The following is a 21,926-nucleotide window of genomic DNA, read 5'->3' as shown; positions in this document are numbered from 1 at the left end:
GATTGCATCCAGAAAGGAAATGTCTCCTACAGGAAGCTGCGGATAAGAAGCCACGCCGCTTAAGCCATAAAAGTTAAACAGACGAACAAACAAATCATCATCCGGTGAAGCGATGGTAAATTTACCCTGTACAGTATTCATTTCCATCCAAACCACATCCGAAAAATAGCCCTTAAACTCTGGATAAACCCATGGCGCACTACCTGTTTGAGTATTGTTATTTCTATTTTCAAAAACATTATAGGTGCCGCCTTGTAAACGGTTTTTCCACACCCTTGAGGGGCCTTTACCCAGCCATTTGGCACCTAAAACAAAGTTTTCAGGATAATTGAAGCTGATACCAGCAAACCTGTAATCGCCATTTAAGGCATATTCATAAGTCATTTCCAACCAACCGTTCGCGTTCATTTTCCAGCGCACATATTTCATATCGCCTGTATAAGCCGCTTCGGCCACAATGGCATCACCTTCTTTACTGTATTTTAATCCGGTAAAACTGGCATTGCCGGAAACCAGAACAGGTCCGTTATTGAAAAATAAACCGGCACTACTTTCGTTACCCAATTGTACCAGTTTACCCGTTTTTTTGCTTAACGTAACCGATATGCCACTGGCTTTCATCGTAAGCGTACTATCAGTTTCGGTAGTTGTTACACCAGCGGTATTGGATGGCTGCCGCGCTACTGATTTGGCAAACAACTGTGCATTAGATTTTACTTTCCATACCCATCTGTATAGCTCGTTTCCAAAAGGATCATATGCCGAGAGTGCCAGGGCATCGTAATTCTTCCAATCTCCGGGCAAATCTATTTTTAAATTTCCTTTTGCTACCGGCGCAATGGCAGGTGCAGTTACGCCACCCTGTTTTAAAGAAAGGTATCCATGGTCCAGTTCATCCTGTTTTTTAAAATTGATCAGTTCCCATTTAAACTGACATTGGTTGATATTGGTAAAATGATAACGGTTTTCGACCGGAATAGTTCCATTAAAGTCTTGAGGCAACACTTTCAGGTCAATTTTCACCGGGCTGTAAATTTCACGTATGGCATAAGCACTGCCTTCTTTTTCGCGATGCGGACCAACCAGGCCATCCGGTGCATTTACACCATTCACATCAATGATGCGGTTTTGGTCGGTACGTACCAGGCCCTCATCTGCCAAATCCCAGATAAAGCCACCTGCACCTCTTTTTTCCTTCCAATGTAAATCCCAAAAATCAGCCAGCGATGCTGCACCACCGCCATCATCCTGGGCATGTAAAAATTCGGTAGGCATATAGATATTGGTATCCGCTAAAATCTTTTTGGTACTGTAATAATCCTCATAGTGATTACAGTCAATTCCGCCAAAAGCATTACCCGGTTTATGGTGTGCATGAATGACCGGTCGCCTGGAAAGATCATATTTGGCATAGTCTGCATCCAGATCAAAGTTATGTCCGCCTTCATTTCCATTGCTCCAAAAAATAATCGAAGGATGGTTGACATCCCTGATCACCATTTCTTTAACCAATGGCCGCCCTGCTTTGGTACTGTATGCTTTTTGCCAGCCTGCCAGTTCATCCAGCACGTACAATCCCAATGAATCACAGATGTTAAGAAAGCTTTGGTCTGGTGGATAATGAGAGCAGCGAACAGCATTCATGTTCATTTCTTTAATCAGCTTCACATCCATCAAATCAATTTGCGGATTAATTGCGCGCCCGGTCTCCGGCCACCACACATGGCGGTTCACCCCTTTCATTTTAATCTTGGTTCCATTGAGGTAAATCCCGTCCCCTTTTCTGATCTCTATGGTCCTGAAACCAAATTTATCAGTTGCCTGATAAATGGATTTGCCTGCATTCTGCACCGTGATATTCACCTGGTAGCGGTTCGGACTTTCTGCGGTCCAAAGTGCCGGATTTTTAACCACCGCCTTTACATTGGCGACCGAGTCGTTACCTGTAGTTGTTTTTGTAGTGGCCACAACCTTCCCCTTGCTATCCACAATTTCAGCAAGGATGGTTCTTCCAGGTTTTACATTTTTCAAATGAACATTCATGTTAAATGTACCGTCTGCTTTGGCATCAATGGCAGTCCAGTCGATGTGTTCTTTTGGGAAAGCTTCCAGATACACCGGGCGGAAAATTCCACCCAATATCCAGTAGTCGGCCAGGCGTTCCGCATTGTTTACAGAGGCATCGGCCGACATTTTGCTAACCACAGCTTCCAATTGATTTTCTTTATCAAATTTGATTAGCGCGTTTATGTTGTACCTGAATCTGTAAAAAGCACCTTGATGGGCAGGCCCTGCAGATTTACCATTGATTTTCAACTCAGTATCCGTCATCGACCCCTCAAAAACGATGTAAACATCTTTGTCTTTCCAGTCTATAGGTACTGTAAAGCGATGCTTGTATATACCTTTTTCATCGGCAAAGCGGAAGTTTTTTCCATAAGTTACATAGTCGCGACCGTAATTGTATGCACCAAAACCTTGTTGCTCCCAATGTGAAGGCACTTCAATTTTAGACCATATCCCACTATTTCTACCGCCTGTGGCCCAGAAGTCCCAGGTTTTGGTATGCACGTTATCTGTTCCGGAAAGGTACTGGATCTGCTTTACAGGTTTCGTTTGTGAAAAACCCGGCAGAGCAGAACAGACTAATAAGCTCAGGCTAAAAATTCCTGCTTTTAAATTCATAAGATTGTTTACTATGTTGTTATTTACTTTTTGCGATTTCTACAGCGTACACCTGGCTTTCACCTTCAAAATTGGCTCGAAAAATCACCCATTTACCATCTGGAGAGAAGTGTACATTGGGTTCTAGTTTATACCCATGTGCTTTCATGTTAACCAGCTTTTCTGACTGGAATTTATCGCCAACCGGCTTAAACAGGTAGATCCACATGCCATCATCAGCCTTGGCCACTTGTTTGGGATCTCCTCCATCGCCCGCAAACAGACGCTGATCGGGAGAGATATTGAAATGGATAGACCATTCATTTCTCTGCAGCTCATATTTCTTTTCGGCACCAGTATTCAGGTTTACGCCTGTTAAATAAAATTTGGTACTGCGTGGCATCTGGTGGTCAAACCAAATGGTTTTACCATCAGGTGCAAAAAACTCATGTCCCGCAATTTCCATGTCCATGGTCCGGTTATGCCTTTTTTTAACTTCTCCGTTGGCGATGTTAATGGTCCAGATCCGGTCCACCTTATGCCATGGCCCTTCCTGGCAAAACATCAGCTGGTTAGGATCTGTGGGAGAAAACTGCACATGCCCCAGCCAGGTCTTTTCAGTATGAATCTTATTCAACTTCCCTGTTTTCAGATCGATGGTAAACAAGGTGTTCGGAATTTTAGCATCATAGATCCGGTTAAAGAACTGGCTTTTTTCAGGATACTGCTTTAAGATCTCCCGTTCGGTGTCTCCATCACTAAATTTGCCTGCCAGTACCGTTTCATCCGCATTCATCGTAGATACTGTTGCTTTAAGGTCTGCGGGAAAAACATACAATAAGCGTGTTTTCTTGGTTATTGCACTACTGGCAAATACGCTATCCTGAATCTGGTAAACTACTTCCTGCGATTTATGGGCCACAATTTCGGCACGCATCGGGTTTTTCTGATGGGTAATCTGTTCCGTTTTCAGGGTTTTCATATCTACCGTAAATACCTGACGGCTGTTATTTACTGAGTTGTAAAAAAACATTTTATCACCCACAAATGGATTGTTATGAAAGTAAAAGCTACTGCTGTTTCCGGGTAAACGGGAAAGGCGGACAACTTTATGCCCGGTCTGCAGATCTATCCATTCCTGGGGCATCGGTTTTTTAGAACCCGTTTCGAGTTTTTCCTGCGCTTGTCCCGGGAGCCACAACAGCGCTGTCAGACCAACTAAAATACAATTTGATTTCATCATCATTGAATTGATTATTTATACATTTGAACGGCACTGTCATTTATTTCAAAAGGATGTTTCTCTAACATGCGGTAGGTTTCGGCACCGGCCAGAAGTACGGGGCCATAACTGTGTGCAGCGAAAACATTGATGGGGCGGTAGTAATAAAAGGCCGGATCAAAGCCCATTCCGGTGCCCACACAGGTGCCTTCTACCTGTCCCTGCGCATTAATTTTAGTACTCACGGCATTCCATGCCAGTAAAGCCATCGGGCCGTAAGCTTTGGCATCCAGCCAGCCTTTATTAATGGCACGGGCAATGCAATAGGCATAAATGGCAGTAGCTGAAGTCTCCAGATAAGAATCATTTTTATCCAGTAACTGGTGCCAGAATCCCGTGCCATCCTGCAAGCTCGCCAAACCCTTGACGTGTGCTTTTAATATTTTCAATACGATTGCCCTTCCAGGATGATTTTCAGGCAAGACGTCCAGCATTTCAATCTTCGTCATGAGTCCCCAGCCATTTGCCCTGGCCCAATGAAATTGCGGATGCGGATCCATATCCTGTACCCAACCGTGCATATATAAACCTTTTTCAGGATTAAACATCCGGTCGGCAAACAATTGATATTGCTTTACAGCCTCATCAAAATATTTTACATCACCTGTTAAAACACCCATTTGCACCAGTGCGGGTAAGCTCATGTACAAATCATCCAACCAGAGGGTATTGGGCTGTGGTCTGTTTCTGGCCAATGTTCCATCTTTCAAACGAAACTCCTTAGTCATGATATAATTGATGTAATTGTCAATAACCGGACGCAGATTTGATTTGATCTCTCCAGTTCTTTGTGCTTTAATCATTGAAGCCGCGATGGCTCCTGCATCATCCAGGGCATGCGGATCTATGATGGAACGTACTGGAGTCACAGCACCTTTGTTCGTTTTTAAGTAGTTTTGATAAGTAGCCACTACATCTGCCAAAAAGTTGATCCTATTGATTGTATAATCACGATACTTCTTATCTCCTGTTGCTGCAGCCACTTCAAGCATTCCAGTATAAGTCACCCCCCATTCGTAACTGGTCAAGCGGTAATCTCCTGGTTTAAATATCGAATTTGAATTGGCCTTTTTTAGATCAGCAAGCGCAGTACCGGTGGTTTTATCCACCAATTGAAAAGGTGTGGTCGCATTGAGATAATTGAAAACACGATCTAAAGATATCTTGATGTCAGCTAATTTTGTTTCACCGTAAGGCGTGATATAAGCAGGTTTTAGCAGGTGTAAAGGTGTGGTTACATCATTTCCTTTATGGGGAACATATTGGGCAAAAGACGGCGCCGCCGGAAATATAAGCCCGCAGATGCAAAGCATTTTAAACCCGGTATTTTTAACAGACTGAGCGGAGTTAAACATGATTCAAACGTCTTATTCGGTTATTTGTCAGCCTAATCTAGCGCATTTCAGCAGCAAGGGCATCCTGCCGCATCCTGTTAAAGGCGTAAAGAAGTCATTACAATCGGGAAAAAGCTAAAGGCTGACCGGGGCAAGCAATCCATAGCTGTACCCGCTTTTTAAACCACCAAAATCCAGGATAATGCGGTCCAGAATTACGCCGGGATCGATCATATAGATGCGCAGTGTATGTTTTCCCGGATTCAACGGATCCAGTTTCAGTTTTTTAGTGGCGCTATTGCTCAATACATTCTGCTTCCATTCTTCGCTCCTGCCCTGGGTTTTGAAATCCATTACCTGGTAGGCGTTGCCATCAACTTCAACTGCATAACGCATGCGATAATTGTTGTTGAGCGGATGGGTTGGCAAAGTATATATGGTTATTTCAGGATTTGTAGCTGCTGCAGTGTTGAAGTCGTATTCAACATATGCATTATTTTTAAGCGATCCAGTGACTTTCATGTCAGGAATTTGCACACCAACAAGCGGCAAAGCCATTAAACTTTGGCCTGTATGTCCCAGATCTTTTAACAAAGACCATTGCTGAATTCCATGATCCACTTTTCGGCTAAACGCAGTTGCTGGAATATCGAGATAACTGTCTTCTGTACTCAGATCAACATGTACTGTCCGTCTTGTTCCGTTGGCTGTAAATGTAATCTGTCCACTTTTTTGATTTGCTTTAGCCCAGTCTATGCTTACCCAAATGCGATGCTCTCTTTTTCCAAATTGCGGCTCCAGTTTACCCGAACTTTGCGATAATTTAATCCAGGATTCTGTTTCGGCCTTCCATTCTAAAACTTTATCTGTGCTTAGAAACACATCGACAAAATAACGCTTGTTGGCAAAACGGTTAAAAGCAGGTAAAACAAACCCCGGACCTTTAACTAACGACGAGTCGGGCCGAATAAAGCCTTCCGGAGCTATGTTCCATACCGCTGCTTGATCAATCGTGGTTGCGGGCAAATCAGGGGTTTGGTAAACTGGTAAATTACGTGGGCTCATGGACATCATTCCTTTCCATTTCCCGCCACTAAGTCCATTATTGTAATATTGGGTTTCTTTTACAATATCTTCGTATGCCTGTTTAGATAAGCTGGCATAATCGGCTGCACTTGTCCTGTTTTGTTTGGTGTACCACATGGCTTTATCTCGGTATAGAAACTTCTTGTTCATGAGGGACGCACCGACAACCGGATAATAAACCAGTTGATAAAAAGCATCTGCGTCTTTGGCTTTAATCTGGGTTCGCAAAGCCTTTACAGCAGCTGTTAAGCCCTCATATTGGTCTATCCTTCGTTGTGCCTCATCACCATAATAGAAATGGTTATAAGCGGTATAACTGGTTTTTGTGGTCGGCTCAGTCTGACTCCATCCCATAAATTCTGGCTTTCGATCAAAAGCAAGCTGGTAGTATTTCCACAGCACCTCGGCAATCTGACTGGCATTTTCGGGGCCGAATATATCTGATGCCCAGTTCTGCAAATGGACTTTGGTATAACTGCTTTCTTCAAAAGGTTTAGTCTGGTACGCCATATCCAGGAACAATTGCATATTGTACTCTGAAGGTTTAATATCACCCACATTCAATACCCACAAACGATCAGATTTAGTCTGATAAGCTTTCATCATCTCTTCGCGAATTAGCCCCGGATGTGTGGTGCTCAACCACAGATAGTCGTGCGGGCGCCCCCAATATGAAGCGTGATAGTAGACTCCAGAACCGCCTGCCCTGGAATTTTCCTTTTCATTGTTTAAGCGCTGGATGTATCCATAATTGTCATCCGGCCAAACCAGGGTGATGTCTTCCGGCAGTTTAATCCCCCCATCGTAAATATCCAGTACCTCTTTATACACGGTAAACACCTGCGGTACAGCAGCAGGATTAGGATTGATGTATTTTTGCAACAGCTTCCTTTGATCCTCAATAATTCCCTCGAGTAATGGAATGGCTTCTTTCACACTTTTTACACCTTCCATACCGCTATCATGAACACCACGCATACCTACTGTATATACGGCATCGTTATTTTTACTTTCTTTCACCCGATCTTCCCAGTATTGGTGCACCGCATCTTTATTGGTCAGGTAATTGAAAGCCCCCCTATTTTTAGTCCATTCGCTTACGTTATTGCGTAACATGGGTTCTGCATGAGAAGATCCAACCACAATGGAATAATCAGCGGCAGCCTTTTCATTACCAGGATAGTGGTAAAATGCTTTGGTACTGGGGTGCATAGCCGGCCAGATCAGGTTGGCTTTAAGCCTCAACAACAATTCAAATATCCGTGTATACGTTTTCGGACCGATATCGTCAGTTTCGGGCTCCAGGGTTTTAGCAGCCCATGGCTGTAGCCCCCAATCTTCGTCATTTAAAAAGATACCACGGTATTTAACGGCGGGCGGATTGGATACCATTCCACCTTGTACATAAATCTCTTTTTTTGAGGCTGGCTGCACATCAGCCCACCAGTACCAGGGCGAAACACCGATTAACTTAGAAAGTTCAAAAACGCCAAAGGCAGTTCCGCGGGGATCACTTCCCATCACAACCAATGCCTGTTTTACACCTGGAAGCGGATGATCAGCTATAGAAATGCTGAATGTTTCCCACTTTCCAGTGACCCCAGCTGTTTTAATCTTTTTTTGAAGCACCAGCTTGTCAATTAACTCGGATTGCCCAAGGGTTCCGATTAGCACACAAAAAGGACTGGTTATTTTCCCACTGTTATTTACTTTTGCACTGGTACCTGTCACTAATTTCAGATCATCTTTTAATGCATTAGCTGCGATATTGACTACCTCGGCATCTCTTTTATCTATATAAATCGCTGCTGCTACTTGATTACTCACTAAAGGAAAGGCAGCGGATGAAGCCTGCGTTGAAATGGCGACTTTAGCGACCTGTGCCTTTGCACCGTACTTTATGAAGAAAAATTGTACCATTATAATCAGGCATTTTACCAGCAATACTCGTTTTGTTGTCATAAAATTCTGGAGCTAAAATAAAGCTTTCTATTATCGATCTTTTAATAGAGACACGTCGTCTGCCTGGCAAAAGCCATGAGCAATACCATCTGCAAAGAAACCAATTTCTACCTTCCCGGCACGGACCTGTATATTTTTAACAGAAATTGTTTGCCAGGAAATATTTTCCTTTTCAATACTGTATTTAAACGTTTTTCCATTACTCAATGCATACATTTCCAATCTATTAAAACCATTACTATTTTTCACTTTTGCAGTAAGGGTATACCATCCATCCTGAAGTTTCACATTCGGTGAGGATGTAATTTTCTGAAAAATTTTACGCTTAAAATTCACCTGATCGCTGATATTCAGGCTTTTTTCACCGATTACGATCTGCCTGTCGAGTTCGCTGTTCTTATAGTTAAGAACTGGTGATTTAGCGCTGTCGAGGCTAATTTCAGTCCCCTGAATAACAGTAGTAGCCCATCCGGTTAATTGTGTTTGAACCGGTTTAAACTTACTGGGAATATAATTACGGTCTGCCTCAAAGCTGCCATTCTTCACATAGTTGTTATCGTCCCCCACTTTCCAACGGCCTGTTTTAGCGTCCAGGTCCCAGGAGCTAACTGAATTAAAGTATGGGATTTTACCATCAAACGATAGCGGGCACCATTGGTTATACCCCAGTCCGTTTCCTGCGAAATCCGCCCAGCGGTCGCCACAATAAATAATGGTTTCTTGTTCTTTTCCTTTTACAGTACAGAAAAAACCGGTCTGCGACACATGTGCATAATCGTCGGAAGTTCCTTTCATCACCAGCATATCGTTAGTTGGCAAGTAAGGCCCCCTAATGTCATCAGCCACCAGGTAATACGCAAAAGAGGCATCCCAGCCATAAATATTTGATGCGAACATATAATATTTACCATTGTATTTGAACATACAATTCCCTTCACGGCTTTCCCCTTTAAAAACCTGCGTACAGTCTAACAAGCCAACCTTACCTGCTTTTACACCAATTTCTGAAACATATATTTTGTTTCGGCCTCTTCCATAAGAATAAACCAGATATGATTTTCCGGTATCCTCATCGGTAAATACAGTCTGATCACCAGTATTACTAGTCCCGATCATCTGCTCCATACTGATTCTCTGATGCCATGTAAATTGACCGGTTGGCGAATCCGATAATGTAATCAACACCTGATTACCATGTTGGACAAACATGGCATATTTGCTCAATTCTTTAACGTAGGCTACTCCCAAACGTCCAACCCAGGTTTTACCAGATTGATCAGTTTGATCTTTTGTTAAAACATTTCCTTCAAACGTCCAGTTCACCAGATCGACAGAGCTGTAACAGGTTACAGATTCAAAAGTTGCTTTTGGTTGTGTTACAGCAGGATTGTTGCGGTAAGCATCCGCTTCGGCATAATGAACGCCATACCAATAATATTTTTTCAGTCCGGTAAGCGGATCTGCGAACCTGAATATCCCGCCCCCCTGGCTATTGATGGGAAGGCCGTCTCTGGTATTCCAGAATACATCATTTTTGATGTTTTGCCCCTGTGCATTCGAGCTATCCAGGCTACAAATCAGGACAAGCAACAAAATCAAAACCTTATTAAAAGCATATTTATGCACCATCATGTTCCTTTAAAATTTAAAATCAATTTTTGATGACAACTTTATCCAGTGCGATAAAGTATCCGGTACTACCATAGGTTGTTTTTCTTTTGTCCGACCAATTGGGACGTTCCCTTAATACAGAAATTGTCAGTGTATACTTTCCTTTGGGTAATTCAGGGCTTATAAATTTCAATCCAGATATCGGTTTTAAACTATAAAAATCCACGATAGCACTACATAGCACCGCTCCTTTATCATTTTGGAGCAGTACACTTCCATAGCCATGATCCGGAGCGGACAAAGCATAAAAGCTGATCCCTGTTCCTTCAAATTTAACTGCAAATGAATCACCTTTGGTATCCGAGCGGCCAGCTTTCCATTTACCCGTATATTGAATGCGCTGGTCATCTGTATGCTCGATTATTTTTTGACTTATTGCTTTAGGCGAAGTGAGGCCCGTCTTGATATTTAACCTCCAGGCATCCTGGTAAGCGGGGATAGCTATTGAAGTTCCAGATACAGTAAGCGGCTGCCATACATAAGTTGCCGCCGAGGCCTGCTTCGGAAAGGACCAGCGATCACCCATAAACAAATAAGTACTGTCTTTCGATCCTTCAACGGGCAATACAAAGGTAGTTTGCGAATTCCAGGTCAGGGAACCTTCTGGTGCAAACAGCCCTCTTAATGTCCATGGCCCTTTTAAAGAAGTAGCGGTATAATAATAATTGTCATTTTTCTCCCAGCTTGTTAAATGCGACCCCAGGAAATAATACAGATTGTCCTTTCTAAACATAGTTGGAGACTCGAAACCAGCGGTCATATTTTTATTGACTTGTTCGATGATGCTCCTGTAATCTTCAGCCAACTTATAAACCTCGCCCCCATGGATGAGCACGTAGCCCGAACCATCCCGATCCTGGAAAGTCCCCATATCCCATTTTCTGATCGGCTTGCCATCAAACAACAATGGCCCTTGAAAGGTATAGGGGCCGGTTATGCTATTTGATGTAGCGTAACCGACAAACTGATCTTTGTAACCCAGTGTATCCACATGCATGTACATCATGTATAAGCCTGTTGAAGGGCATTTCATCACTTTTACTCGCTCAGCGACCCGGTTAGGCCCCAATTTCCCTGAAGTTTGTACAGGTAGTGCAACCCTTTCAAATTTCCAGTTGTATAAGTCTACGGAGGAATAACAGTTAAACCCTACAAAAGCATTACTGGTATCGGTATGTGCCTCGCCAAAAAGGTAGTATCGCGCGTTGTCTTTAACGATATTGGCACCATGCGCACTGACCACTTTTCCATGTTGATCAAACCAGGGCACACCAGAGTAAATGGCATCAGACTGCCCAGGTTTTTGAGCAAATACCTCAAAGCTAGCCATCAAAAAAAGAATTATGATCAGCCTCATACTAGTTCTTAAAATTGATTACATTTTCTTGTATATGCGCTTTATCCTGAATGGTATCTGCATTCACATTTTTGAGCAATACGTTTTTAACCGGTTGCTCTTTTTGTCCTAAAATCCGGGAAAGAAATTTCACATTGGAGGCTTGTAAATTATCCAGGTGTATGTCACTAATTGGGGTAAGTCTCCGTTCAACTGTTGGCACCAGGGTTCTCCATTGGTATAAAACATCAGTTTCAATGCCCAAAATACCCAGGTCAATTTTACCTGCTCTGATATTGGAAGCATAAATATTTTTCACATAGCCGCCCATGCGCTCATTGGTTTTAATAAAGATGAGGTGGTTCAGCTTTGCACCATCAACAACGGTACAGCTGTCTATGAATACATTTTCAATTCCTCCAGAGAGCTCGGTACCCAGGGCTACCAGCTGATGACCATTTTTCACCAGGTTGTTGCGGATAACAATATTTTTTGAGGGGATTTTTAAGCGCCAGCCCTCCGGGTTCCTGCCCGATTTGATGGCAATCGCATCATCGCCCTGATCAAAAATGCAATTTTCAATTAATACGTTTTGACTCATTTCCGGATCAATGCCATCATTGTTGTGGCCATGTGCCCAGACTTTTACATTCCTGATGACTACATTTTTAGCTAAATATGGATGTATGGTCCAAAACGGGCTGTTGGTTATGGTAATTCCATCTACCAGAATATTTTCTGACCTGTTGAACTGGATAAACTGCGGACGCAGATGAGCCGAATCATTAACCATTTGACGCTCCTTTACCGGTGTATATGCCATCGCTAAATTGTATAAACGCTTGATGCTTTCCATATGTGCTTTAGGACGTGCAAACCACTGCTTCCAGATGTCCATTTTTGCTTTCAATTCCCCTTCGCCAGTTATGGCTATGTTTTTACATTCGTAAGCATAAATCAAGGGTGCATAATTGTAACATTCCATCCCTTCCCAGCTACTGTGGACTGCTGGTAAATAATCAGCTGGCTGCTCGGAAAAAAGCAATACTGCCCCTTTATTTAAATGCAGGTTTACATTACTTTTTAAGCGGATCCCGGCTGTTAACCATTCCCCTTTGGGCACAACCACTACCCCACCACCGTTTTTATTGGCCTGAGCAATGGCTTTTACTAATGCCTGGGTAGTTCGCTCTTTATTTCCCTGGATTGCACCAAAATCAGCAATTGACAGCCGCTTGCATTTGCTAAAATCTGGGATTCTGATAGCTGGCATTTCAAACGGAGCCTTTACTTTTATCGTTTGAAGATCTACTGGTGATTTTTGCTGGGCGGCAGCAAAGGCCGTCAAAAATAACATGATCAGCCCCGGTATTACTCGTTTCATATTCCCAATAATAGATAAACAAGCTATTATTGGCAACATGCACTAACCTGTACTAATTTTAATGATACTTTGCTTGAGTATTTATAAAGTTTTAGTCCATTTTTATTCTGCCGCAATGTTTGATTCTTAAGCTACAACGAGACAAGTCACGCTGTAGCTTAATATTATTTATTTGTTACCTGATTTACCAAGAAGCCACCATGCAGCGGTTAATATGATCAGCAAAGGAATTAACCATTTCAAAATGCCTCCACCGGATTTTTCCGCTTGCGGCGCGCTATGGCTTTAATTTAATTCGGCACGTTTATCTGAACGTGCCGAATTGAATTAAAGCCATAGCAACAATCGTTATCAAGTTCAAATCAATCAATTATCAAGGCGCCACAGGACCCGAAGGAATGGGGCTCTTATTGATCCCAAATTCAAAACAGCCCAGATCAGGGCTAACCCCGGTAAAAGTAAAGCCTAGATTCACACCCTTATCAATTAAGTCGCTTCCCGATACCAAACGCATAAAATCGTTGGTTGGCAAAGTAAAATCAGAGTGTCGGCCTTGAGTAAGCAAAGATTCTGTCTGACTTAAAAAATCTGAATCATTCACCGTTATGGTACTCAACTGGAAATAGTTGTTGCTGGCAGTGCTCAACGTCAGGTTAAGGTTGCTCAATTCTGTCGACCTTGCTTTGTACCCTAAATTGTTGTTCAAATTGTGACCATAACCCGCCACATCGCTGGCATAATCGGAGCTTCTGTTCAACATGTTAAAATTTACCGCATTTTTTAATGCTGTATTGTTGTACCAATTGCTTCCGCCAAGGTGATGATTGGCGTAAAAACCGGAACTTTTATTATTTACTGCCAAACAGAAACGTACGTTATGACGCGGAATAACAGCGGGTAAATTGGTGAAATTGGTTACGCCAAATCCTCCGATTTTAAATCCATTACCATCACCCAGACTGACCATTGCAGAGGAGTATCCATTGTTGAATGCCCAACAGTTTTCAAAGGTTATCGATTCAAATGCGTTGATACAATCAAAGCCATCATCACTGTTCAACCATGCCCTACAGCCCCTAAAAACATTCCCAGTATAGCCCACCCCATCGTTATTCGGGTGACAACCGAAGCCATCTACATTGCCTCCTTTTTGGTTTTCAGACACGTTATCCCAATTGTTCCAGGCATCACAATTCAGGATGAGGTTGTTGCCTCCTTTGGTGAGGTAAAAACCATTGGCCATGCCATCGTGCATTTTCAAAGCTTCATAGATGTTATTGCTGCCTTCATTTCTAAAACATTCACTTTGTGTATGGGCAGTTATGGTAACTTTCACTCCTTTTACATCCAATCCTTTAATGGTGATGTAGGAACCTTTGACCATAAATGCCGTAATGCGTTTATCAGCTGGGGTTACATTTGAAAAATCAAATACTGGTTTTTCGCCCGGGTAAGCCAGGTACTGAATTCTGGCACTCGCTGTTCCGCTCTTATCCAGATAGGTTACAATGGCGTAAAGGGTTTCCGTTCTGGCAATCTGAGCAGTTTGCATCACATAATTTCCGCCTCTAATGTAAACGATATCACCTGGCACACAGGCAGTCTGTGCTCTTTGAATGGTTAAAAAAGGCAGATCGATGGTTCCTGGATTGGTATCTAGTCCCGTTGGAGAAACATAATAGATGTTTGTAGCCAATACGGCCAGTGTGCTTAAATCATTGTTTAGTGCAAGTTTTTCATTTTGGAGGATGTTCTGCTTAGCGCAGCCTGAATTGAGGAAAAGAATGGCCATAGCCAGCCTCATGAGCAGCGAACTGCTCCGGTAATTGATGCTCATACAATAGGGATATATTTGGTTGTGCCTACTCTGTTTAGGATTTTCGGCTTACTCCTGAATTTAAAAATCTATTTGCTTCATACAGATTAACGGAGCATGTTACGGAGTAATCGTAGGATATAAATTTACTGTTGCGTCCTGAAAAAAGTCTGCTTCATCCCAGTACATGATGCCTGCATAAATCCACAATGGAACTTCTTCAGTTGTGTTCAGATCAAAAGAACCCTCATAGGAATATTCTGAGGTAGTTGGATAAGATTCGTAATCCCAATCGGATCCATATCCAGAACCTGGAGAAACATTCCACAATGCCTGTTTACTTGCATAAATAATACCTGGCCATCCGTCGTACCCTATATTGGTTTGGAATTCAGCCATTAAATTCCCAGGATTATGCGGAATATTCTTCGCGGTAACATGGTAAAAAATGGTATGGCCGTCTGGCCCAAGAGAAAAATGAGCATAAAGGAGGTTACTGTCAAATGTGTAGGACGTACTGGTGCTTGTTGCCGTAAAGGTGCCAGAAGTTGTGGAAGTGTAAATGGGATTCCAGCTAACTGTTTGTGCTTTGGCAGCCCCAACAGCAAAAAGCAAGGCGATTGCAAAAATAATTCTTTTCATTTTTGATTTAATTAAGGATGATTATTGCCTACTCTATTCAGGATTTTCGGCTTACTCCGGAGTATTAAATTTGAAATTTTAGGCACAAAAAAAGGGGGGCTAGATCAATTTCTGCTCATTCCCCCCTCTTCAACTTATGTTTGAGAACCTATGTCATTTCCATTTAAAAGGCAGATACCAGTTCTCTATGTTCATGAGTTTCGCCCTTACGGTCGAAGCTTCAGAATTACCGTCTTTTAACAATTTCTGATAGACACGTTCTGCTAAAAAAGATGGATCGTTTCTACGTCGGGCCACACGCACCAAATCTGCCCATCTATTGCCTTCAAAGGCCAGTTCCAGTGATCCTTCATCAATAAGCTTGGACTCCAGTCCGGTCATATCTGTTTGATAACTGGTATTAATTGCAACCACTCCAGACCTTCCTCTTACACCTGCATTTTTGTGATACGGACCACGATAGGCAGTGTTAGAAGCAATATACTGCGCATTAAATCTATAGGGCTCTTCATAAGGAGTGATCATCGAAGCAAGATAAGCCGCAGTATTGGTAGAAGACGCCAAAGTTGCATCTGCAAAGGTGTTCGCAATTCCGGTATTTAGTAAAGCCCATGCAAGCTTGCCTTTTCCATCTCTATTGGCTGCTTCGGCATAGTGTAAATGCAGGCCAGCACCACGCCACAAATACCACATTCCATTTCTGGTTAAGGGCACCAAAGGATCATAGTTGTAAATGTACTTCATTACCACAGGTTGGCCATTTACAGTTGTATAACTTAGTTTGCCTCGGGCATCGTAAGGAATCCCATTTCCCTGAGGATTACTTGCCCAGGCATCTATAGCTGTCTGTGCCGGCTTAAGCATATATTTTCCTGCACCTGTATTGGCAAAAAGTTCAATGAATGGGTTAGTTGGATTAAAACCAGGATTATATGGCATTGCCCAAATCCATTCATGGTTCCAATTCGCTGCCGTATTGGACAAACAAAACATAGACTTAAAGCCGTAAGTTATGCTGTAACTCAAAGCAGATTCAGAGTGCAAACCACCATAATTGGTGCCTCCATCTGTATAAGAAACACCATTTCCGTAGGTGCCATCATTGTAATTTACGTGAAAGGTGTTAAACATTGAATTTGTATTGGTATTGGTAGCTTCTGTTTCCATTACATTTTTATAATTTTTTGCAGCCTCTAAATAATTACCCTTCCATAACTGCAATTCACCTAACATGTAATATTTATTAATAAACATCCTTTGCGTATTACTTCCATCAGTTGTAATGGACAATGAAGATCCTGTTGGATAACTATAGCTACTGATATAAGGCATTTGTTTCATATCCGCGATCAGTTTATCCAGCAATGCATCTAAATTCAACTTAGGGAATAAAGATTCATTCTTTAAATCATCTACACTTGACAAAGCATCTGTTACATACGGTACGGAACCATATTGAATCCCTAACTGTAAGTATAAAAAACAGCGCAACGTAAGGATATCAGAATACCTTTTCTGATAATCATCCACACTCATCAGGTGCTTTTCATTCATGATATTGAAATTCTTCAAAACATCATTACAATTCAGGATAACTTCATAAAAAGGCCGCGGATCTGCATACGGATTATCACCCGTAACTGAATGCGTATTCAATTGTTTCAAATAGGGATCTGCATTATTGGTTACATCAAGCAAATCTGCCCGAACTTCATTAAGCAATACATACTGCTTGGCCAAATTTTGAAATTTGCCGTAAATTCCGATTACAGCAGCATCTGCATCAGCTACATTTTTATAAGCATTGTTGATATCCAGCTTATCTTCAGGTAACACTTCAAACACCTTTTTACATCCCCCTAAAGTGATAGCCATTATTGCTATCAGGACTGACATTTTAATAAATAATATCTTTTTCATTCTATGCAATTTTATAATTCCTTTAATCAACAGACACTTATAACCCTATCCTTACTCCAAGTTGAAATGACCTGACCAAAGGTTCAACTGTAGTATCAACGCCCTGCGTATAAATACTTCCGGTCGCATTAAATTCAGGGTCGTATCCTAAATACTTGGTAATTACGAACAGATTATTTCCGGTTACATAAACTTTCGCATATTTAAGTGCTTTTGTTTTTAAGGGAATGTTATAACCTAAAGCCAACGTACGTAATCTAAGATAGGAACCATCCTCAATCCAACGATCCGAGAACCGGGCATTTCCCATCGGATCGTTTAAAGTGGCCTTGGGAATATCGGTCACCTGTCCTTCCATTTTCCAGCGGTTCAGAACTGCAATACTTTGATTATTGTAATTGCTTGCTGATTCCAGGTTTGAACGGGTATAGTTATAAAGATCATTACCATAGCTAAACGTAAACAAAGCATCCAGCGACCAATTTTTATATACAAATTTGTTACTAAAACTACCTGTAAAATCAGGATTGGGGTTACCTATAACCACACGGTCACGATCATCTATGATTTTATCTCCATTGACATCTGCAAATCTAACGTCACCGCCTGAAAAAGCAACAGAATTACCTACTGGGGTTTTTATTGTATAACCTGTGCTTGCAGCATCTGCATTGCTGCTGTAAACCCCACTCGTTTTGTATCCGAAGAAGAGATTTGCAGCGCTTCCTTTTTGTGTAATGTATGTGGCTCCTCCATATGAATTTAGTAGGCTTCCATTATCATTCGGAAGTGATAAAACTTTATTTTTATAAGTGTTATAGGTTAAGCCCAGATCCCATTTCAAACTTTTGTTCAGGATCCTCGAGTTTAAACCAATGTCTACGCCATTTGTACGCATTGAGCCCGAATTAGCAACAACAAGTGCTAGTCCGCTGACTGTTTCAGTCGGCTCATAAATAAGCATTTTTGATGTTTTATTGCTGTAAAAGTCAATAGATAAAGATAGATTTTCGTTTAAGAAAGCAGCGTCAATTCCAAGATTAGCTTTCGCTACCTTTTCCCATTGCAATTCAGGGTTTCCAAAATTCCCCCTTACCAAACCTGATAAGCCCAGTAGATTCTGTTTCACATAATATTGACGGGAGGTATAGTTACCAATATCATCATTTCCGGTAAGCCCATAACTAGCGCGAACCTTTAACAAATCAATGGCAGTCATATTTGACATAAACTGCTCTGAAGAAATCAGCCAGGCTGCCGATACCGATGGCAAAACAGCAAAAGGAGACCCGCCAATTTTAAAACCATCTTTTGCCTCTGTACCGAAGCGAGATGAACCATCGACAGCAAGATTTAAATTAAGAAAATATTTACGGCTAAAATCATAAGAGGCCGCTAAGTAATTGTTTAACCATCTGTACTTTCCAATGTCCCCGCCCAGCTCTCTTAACGCTGCTGAACCGTTTCCAATACTAATTAACTGATCCGTAGCTGAATTATAGGTTCTCGCATAATCACTTTCGCTTTCGCTATTGGTGTATCTAAATCCTGCAGTGGCAGAAACGTTGTGTAGCCTATTAAAGGTTTTTTGGTAACTAATCCTTGTGTCACTATACAGATTGTATACACGCTGAACCTGTGAAGCTAAACGACTATCAGCAATCGCATTTCTAAGCGTGTCGTTTGACACTCCTTTTCTAGGTATAAAATAGCTCTCACGTTGCTTATCGTAAGTCACTCCAATTAAAGAGGACAAATTCAGGTTTTTACCTAGTTTATAGTTAAAGTTAATAGAGCCAAAAAATCTGTAATTTTTAGTGGCCGATTGCGCAGTGTTAATCAGAGAACGTGGATTACTGACTGAGAAAATATCTACATCGGATAAACTTGGCGATACATTATTATTCGCATCAACCTCATTTGGTCGTAAAAAAGGTGCTTTAACCAAGGCAGAAAATATTGGGCTGGTTGTGGTTGATAATCCCTGGTCCCTCAGATTTTGTTCAGCATATGTAAAAGCTAAATTCGCATTGGCAGTAAGTTTAGAAGTCAGTTTAAATTCAGCATTAAAACGTGTATTATATTTAATCAAATCAGTGCTATCAATTACTCCTTTATTCTTTATATAACCAATTGAAAGTGCATATTTTGCGATATCATCTCCTCCTGTGATTTTCAGAAAATAATTCTGGTTATAGCTTGTTCTAAAAACCTGATCCTGCCAATTGGTATTGTTATGGTAAGTATAATAATTCGGATTCAATTGATCATTCATGTAAGGTAAAGCTGCAACCTGACTACTCGGTATGCCCCCACTTTGCAAAAGATCAGAAAGATAAAGTCGATATCCATTCGAGTTCATCAAAGGCAATTGCTTCGGTTCAAGATTAACACCTCCATAAAGCGAAAAATCAATTTTTGTAGCCAATTCTTTAGCTTGATTGGTGTTGATAAAAACAACCCCGTTTGCGGATTTTGTACCATAAATTGACGCAGTTCCATCTTTAACCACAGTAATGTTATCGATATCTTTAACATCTATATACTGAAGCGGGTTGTTAACATGCCCTCCAATTAAACTTGATCCGTAATTATTACTATCATAGATCATTCCGTCGACTACAAACAAGGGCTGATTTGTCGAATTAATGGATGTAAAACCCCTTAAGAATAAATTAGCGCCAATACCAGCCGTTCCTGAGCGTCGGATTACGTTTAAGCCGGGAATTCGGCCCTGGAGGTAAGTATCAGGAGTTTCAGCATTTAATTTCCAGCTGCCACCAGTACTTACTGCATTTACAGCTCCAGCAATGTAACTTAATCTTTTTGAATCAAACGCATAGCTGGCCTCATCGTACAACGATGTAAATGATTCTTCGTGTAATCGTACAACGAGGTCTTTCATCCCCCTTAAAGGGATCTCCTTCTCTTGAAAACCCGCCCCAGAAACCGTAACAATAGCATTATAATCGGGCACGGTCAGAGAAAACTTACCTTTTTCATCAGTCAAAGCTGCGGAAAATCCCTCTACACGCACATTAAGTCCGGACAAACCTTTTCCTGTTGCTGCATCTACTACTGTACCTTTTAGCTTTGGTCCGGTACTTTTTTTCTTGGGAACAATGGTAACCGAGTCTACGGCTTTACCTACTGAATCTGTTTGTGAAAAAACTGCAGTTGATGCAATTAGAAACATCAGTGTTACTGGTAAACTTTTAAAAAATGAGGTGGTTTTAAACATAATATAGTTTATTTGAAATAGCCTTGTCTTAATTATTGGATTACCGGAACTAATTTCACATAGTCTAACAGCAAAGTATTAACATTCACAGCTGTACTAGCCGCAGAAACAAGCGACATGGTCACATTACCATATTTAGTGACTATACAATCTCCAATATAAAGATCAGAATAGGCTATTGCATTCGCTGTAGCATCAGTTGAAGCAACCGAAACTGGCTTATATCCTAAATCTGTTGCAATATTTGAGCTATTGAATACAAGCTTCTGGTTAAAAGTTACTGTTTGCGGATCTCCTGTTGTTCCTGCAATTGCTCTCCAGTAAACTTTATATGTTGCAGAAGGAATATTTCTTAAACGATAGTTTACATTAAGCGCAGATACTCCCGAACGATAGACTTCAAGCGTCTTGTAAGGGATGCCTTTATTATCTGATCTTATCGGATAAAATACACTTCCTGAAATTCCGCTTGAACTAAAACTACTCACAACTTCACCTTCAACAGTGATTGTTGGAATTTTTTCTGCTACGGAAAAATTCATACTACTCATTACATAAACCCAACCATTACTCGCCTTATAAGATGCGATGATTGCACTTTTATTAATTGGTATGTTAACATTATTAACAGACAGAAGTTGGGCCGGAAGTTGATTCGGAGAGTAAGACCCGCTTACTGCTAGATCTTTAACTACGTTCCAGGAGGTGAGGTTGGTTGTTGTGCTATCTGGAAAAATGCTGGTACTGTTGTAATACTTAGTCAATTTTGCTTTTTCAGCGCCAAAAGATGCGTCAGCGAGTAAAAAGAAAGTATACTGATTTTGTTCGTTGCTTACATTTTTAACCGCAGATAAAAATCTATTTGTAGTAACTAATCCCGTACCTGGTTTTAATATTGGTTTACCAGTTACTGGATCATAACCAGTGATTGTAGCTAGACTAGTATCCTGAGCTGTTTTGTTAAGTGACATCAGGTATGTTTTTTGATCCAGGCCAATAGTGGCCGAACTTACATATTCCCAGATGCTTTGTTTTACCGGTGCGGCTCCATCAATGACATGTAGGATGCCATTTTTAGCATATTGATTGGCGAGGCTGATATTGGCTTCATCAAATGTATTTTTGGTAAAAGGAACATATTTCCCATTTAACATCAAGATACGTTGTGTAGTATCTGCGGGAACGGTAGTAGCATAAGTAAGATTGGCGATGTGGTTGGCTACAAAAACTTTCAATTTGGCCGTATCAGTCACAATACTGGCGTCCAAATTCTGAAGGGCCGAATTTGTAGGTGCCCATACGGTATAATTTTTTGAAGTGTTTATAATCTCTGCATAACCAGTTTTTATTAAATATCCACTAAATGTGGAAAGGTTCGCATTCGCATTAATTTTATCCATCACACTTAAGGTCATTGCTTCGCCTGAAACCATTCCCCGCTCTTTCCAGGTATCTTTACAGGCGGTCATTACGCTCAATACACAAAGCATAACAAACATTAAAAATCGGGTAGTATTGCCTATCATATATTTTTCACTTAAAATCATTTAAATTGTTTTAGGTGGCCGGATAAATAAATTTCCGACCA

General features: G+C 41.3%; 11 protein-coding genes and 1 pseudogene. All 12 read right to left on the bottom strand.

Translation table 11 applies throughout. The annotated features are described in order from the left end of the window. Window positions 1-1,137: 1,137 nt before the first annotated feature. A pseudogene (locus IM797_RS28680) lies at window positions 1,138-2,685 on the bottom strand (glycoside hydrolase family 2 protein); the annotation flags it as partial. A 19-nt stretch (window positions 2,686-2,704) separates the two neighbouring features. Further along, a complete protein-coding gene (locus IM797_RS10680) occupies window positions 2,705-3,910 on the bottom strand; it encodes an oligogalacturonate lyase family protein (protein ID WP_228098801.1) in 1,206 nt (401 codons plus the stop codon). Between the two features lie 8 nt (window positions 3,911-3,918). Next, window positions 3,919-5,301, bottom strand: coding sequence for a glycoside hydrolase family 105 protein (locus IM797_RS10675; RefSeq protein ID WP_228098800.1), 1,383 nt, complete (start codon window positions 5,299-5,301; stop codon window positions 3,919-3,921). Between the two features lie 114 nt (window positions 5,302-5,415). After that, window positions 5,416-8,328: a glycosyl hydrolase 115 family protein gene (locus IM797_RS10670; protein WP_194127090.1), complete on the bottom strand. Its 2,913-nt coding sequence runs from the start codon at window positions 8,326-8,328 to the stop codon at window positions 5,416-5,418. Window positions 8,329-8,358: 30 nt separating this feature from the next. After that, window positions 8,359-9,960: a family 43 glycosylhydrolase gene (locus IM797_RS10665; protein ID WP_194127089.1), complete on the bottom strand. Its 1,602-nt coding sequence runs from the start codon at window positions 9,958-9,960 to the stop codon at window positions 8,359-8,361. A 19-nt stretch (window positions 9,961-9,979) separates the two neighbouring features. Next, window positions 9,980-11,329, bottom strand: coding sequence for a family 43 glycosylhydrolase (locus tag IM797_RS10660; protein ID WP_228098799.1), 1,350 nt, complete (start codon window positions 11,327-11,329; stop codon window positions 9,980-9,982). Window positions 11,330-11,357: 28 nt separating this feature from the next. Further along, complete coding sequence (locus IM797_RS10655; RefSeq protein WP_194127087.1) at window positions 11,358-12,719, bottom strand: glycoside hydrolase family 28 protein; 1,362 nt, start codon at window positions 12,717-12,719, stop codon at window positions 11,358-11,360. Between the two features lie 373 nt (window positions 12,720-13,092). After that, window positions 13,093-14,556: a right-handed parallel beta-helix repeat-containing protein gene (locus tag IM797_RS10650; RefSeq protein WP_228098798.1), complete on the bottom strand. Its 1,464-nt coding sequence runs from the start codon at window positions 14,554-14,556 to the stop codon at window positions 13,093-13,095. Between the two features lie 99 nt (window positions 14,557-14,655). Then, window positions 14,656-15,177, bottom strand: coding sequence for a hypothetical protein (locus tag IM797_RS10645; RefSeq protein ID WP_194127086.1), 522 nt, complete (start codon window positions 15,175-15,177; stop codon window positions 14,656-14,658). Window positions 15,178-15,330: 153 nt separating this feature from the next. Beyond that, window positions 15,331-17,097 (bottom strand): RagB/SusD family protein, encoded by a 1,767-nt coding sequence (locus IM797_RS10640; protein WP_228098797.1) that lies wholly within the window; start codon window positions 17,095-17,097, stop codon window positions 15,331-15,333. A 37-nt stretch (window positions 17,098-17,134) separates the two neighbouring features. Continuing rightward, the gene (locus tag IM797_RS10635; protein WP_194127084.1) at window positions 17,135-20,338 is read right to left on the bottom strand and encodes a SusC/RagA family TonB-linked outer membrane protein; all 3,204 of its coding nucleotides are present in this window, start codon (window positions 20,336-20,338) and stop codon (window positions 17,135-17,137) included. Between the two features lie 32 nt (window positions 20,339-20,370). Continuing rightward, the gene (locus IM797_RS10630) at window positions 20,371-21,885 is read right to left on the bottom strand and encodes a fasciclin domain-containing protein (RefSeq protein WP_194127083.1); all 1,515 of its coding nucleotides are present in this window, start codon (window positions 21,883-21,885) and stop codon (window positions 20,371-20,373) included. Window positions 21,886-21,926: the final 41 nt, after the last annotated feature.

The sequence above is a fragment of the Pedobacter sp. MC2016-24 genome, from assembly GCF_015223055.1.
Lineage (GTDB): Bacteria > Bacteroidota > Bacteroidia > Sphingobacteriales > Sphingobacteriaceae > Pedobacter.
The sequence above is the reverse complement of the archived record's forward strand: the minus strand, read 5'-3'. Positions and strand labels throughout refer to the sequence as shown.

Bases quoted from the DNA above. Each gene is read 5' to 3' on its own strand.
- IM797_RS10675 (WP_228098800.1), bottom strand. From the start codon at position 5,301: ATGTTTAACTCCGCTCAGTCTGTTAAAAATACCGGGTTTAAAATGCTT.
- IM797_RS10670 (WP_194127090.1), bottom strand. From the start codon at position 8,328: ATGACAACAAAACGAGTATTGCTGGTAAAATGCCTGATTATAATGGTA.
- IM797_RS10630 (WP_194127083.1), bottom strand. From the start codon at position 21,885: ATGATTTTAAGTGAAAAATATATGATAGGCAATACTACCCGATTTTTA.
- IM797_RS10640 (WP_228098797.1), bottom strand. From the start codon at position 17,097: ATGAAAAAGATATTATTTATTAAAATGTCAGTCCTGATAGCAATAATG.
- IM797_RS10680 (WP_228098801.1), bottom strand. From the start codon at position 3,910: ATGATGATGAAATCAAATTGTATTTTAGTTGGTCTGACAGCGCTGTTG.
- IM797_RS10660 (WP_228098799.1), bottom strand. From the start codon at position 11,329: ATGGCTAGCTTTGAGGTATTTGCTCAAAAACCTGGGCAGTCTGATGCC.
- IM797_RS10635 (WP_194127084.1), bottom strand. From the start codon at position 20,338: ATGTTTAAAACCACCTCATTTTTTAAAAGTTTACCAGTAACACTGATG.
- IM797_RS10650 (WP_228098798.1), bottom strand. From the start codon at position 14,556: ATGAGCATCAATTACCGGAGCAGTTCGCTGCTCATGAGGCTGGCTATG.
- IM797_RS10665 (WP_194127089.1), bottom strand. From the start codon at position 9,960: ATGATGGTGCATAAATATGCTTTTAATAAGGTTTTGATTTTGTTGCTT.
- IM797_RS10645 (WP_194127086.1), bottom strand. From the start codon at position 15,177: ATGAAAAGAATTATTTTTGCAATCGCCTTGCTTTTTGCTGTTGGGGCT.
- IM797_RS10655 (WP_194127087.1), bottom strand. From the start codon at position 12,719: ATGAAACGAGTAATACCGGGGCTGATCATGTTATTTTTGACGGCCTTT.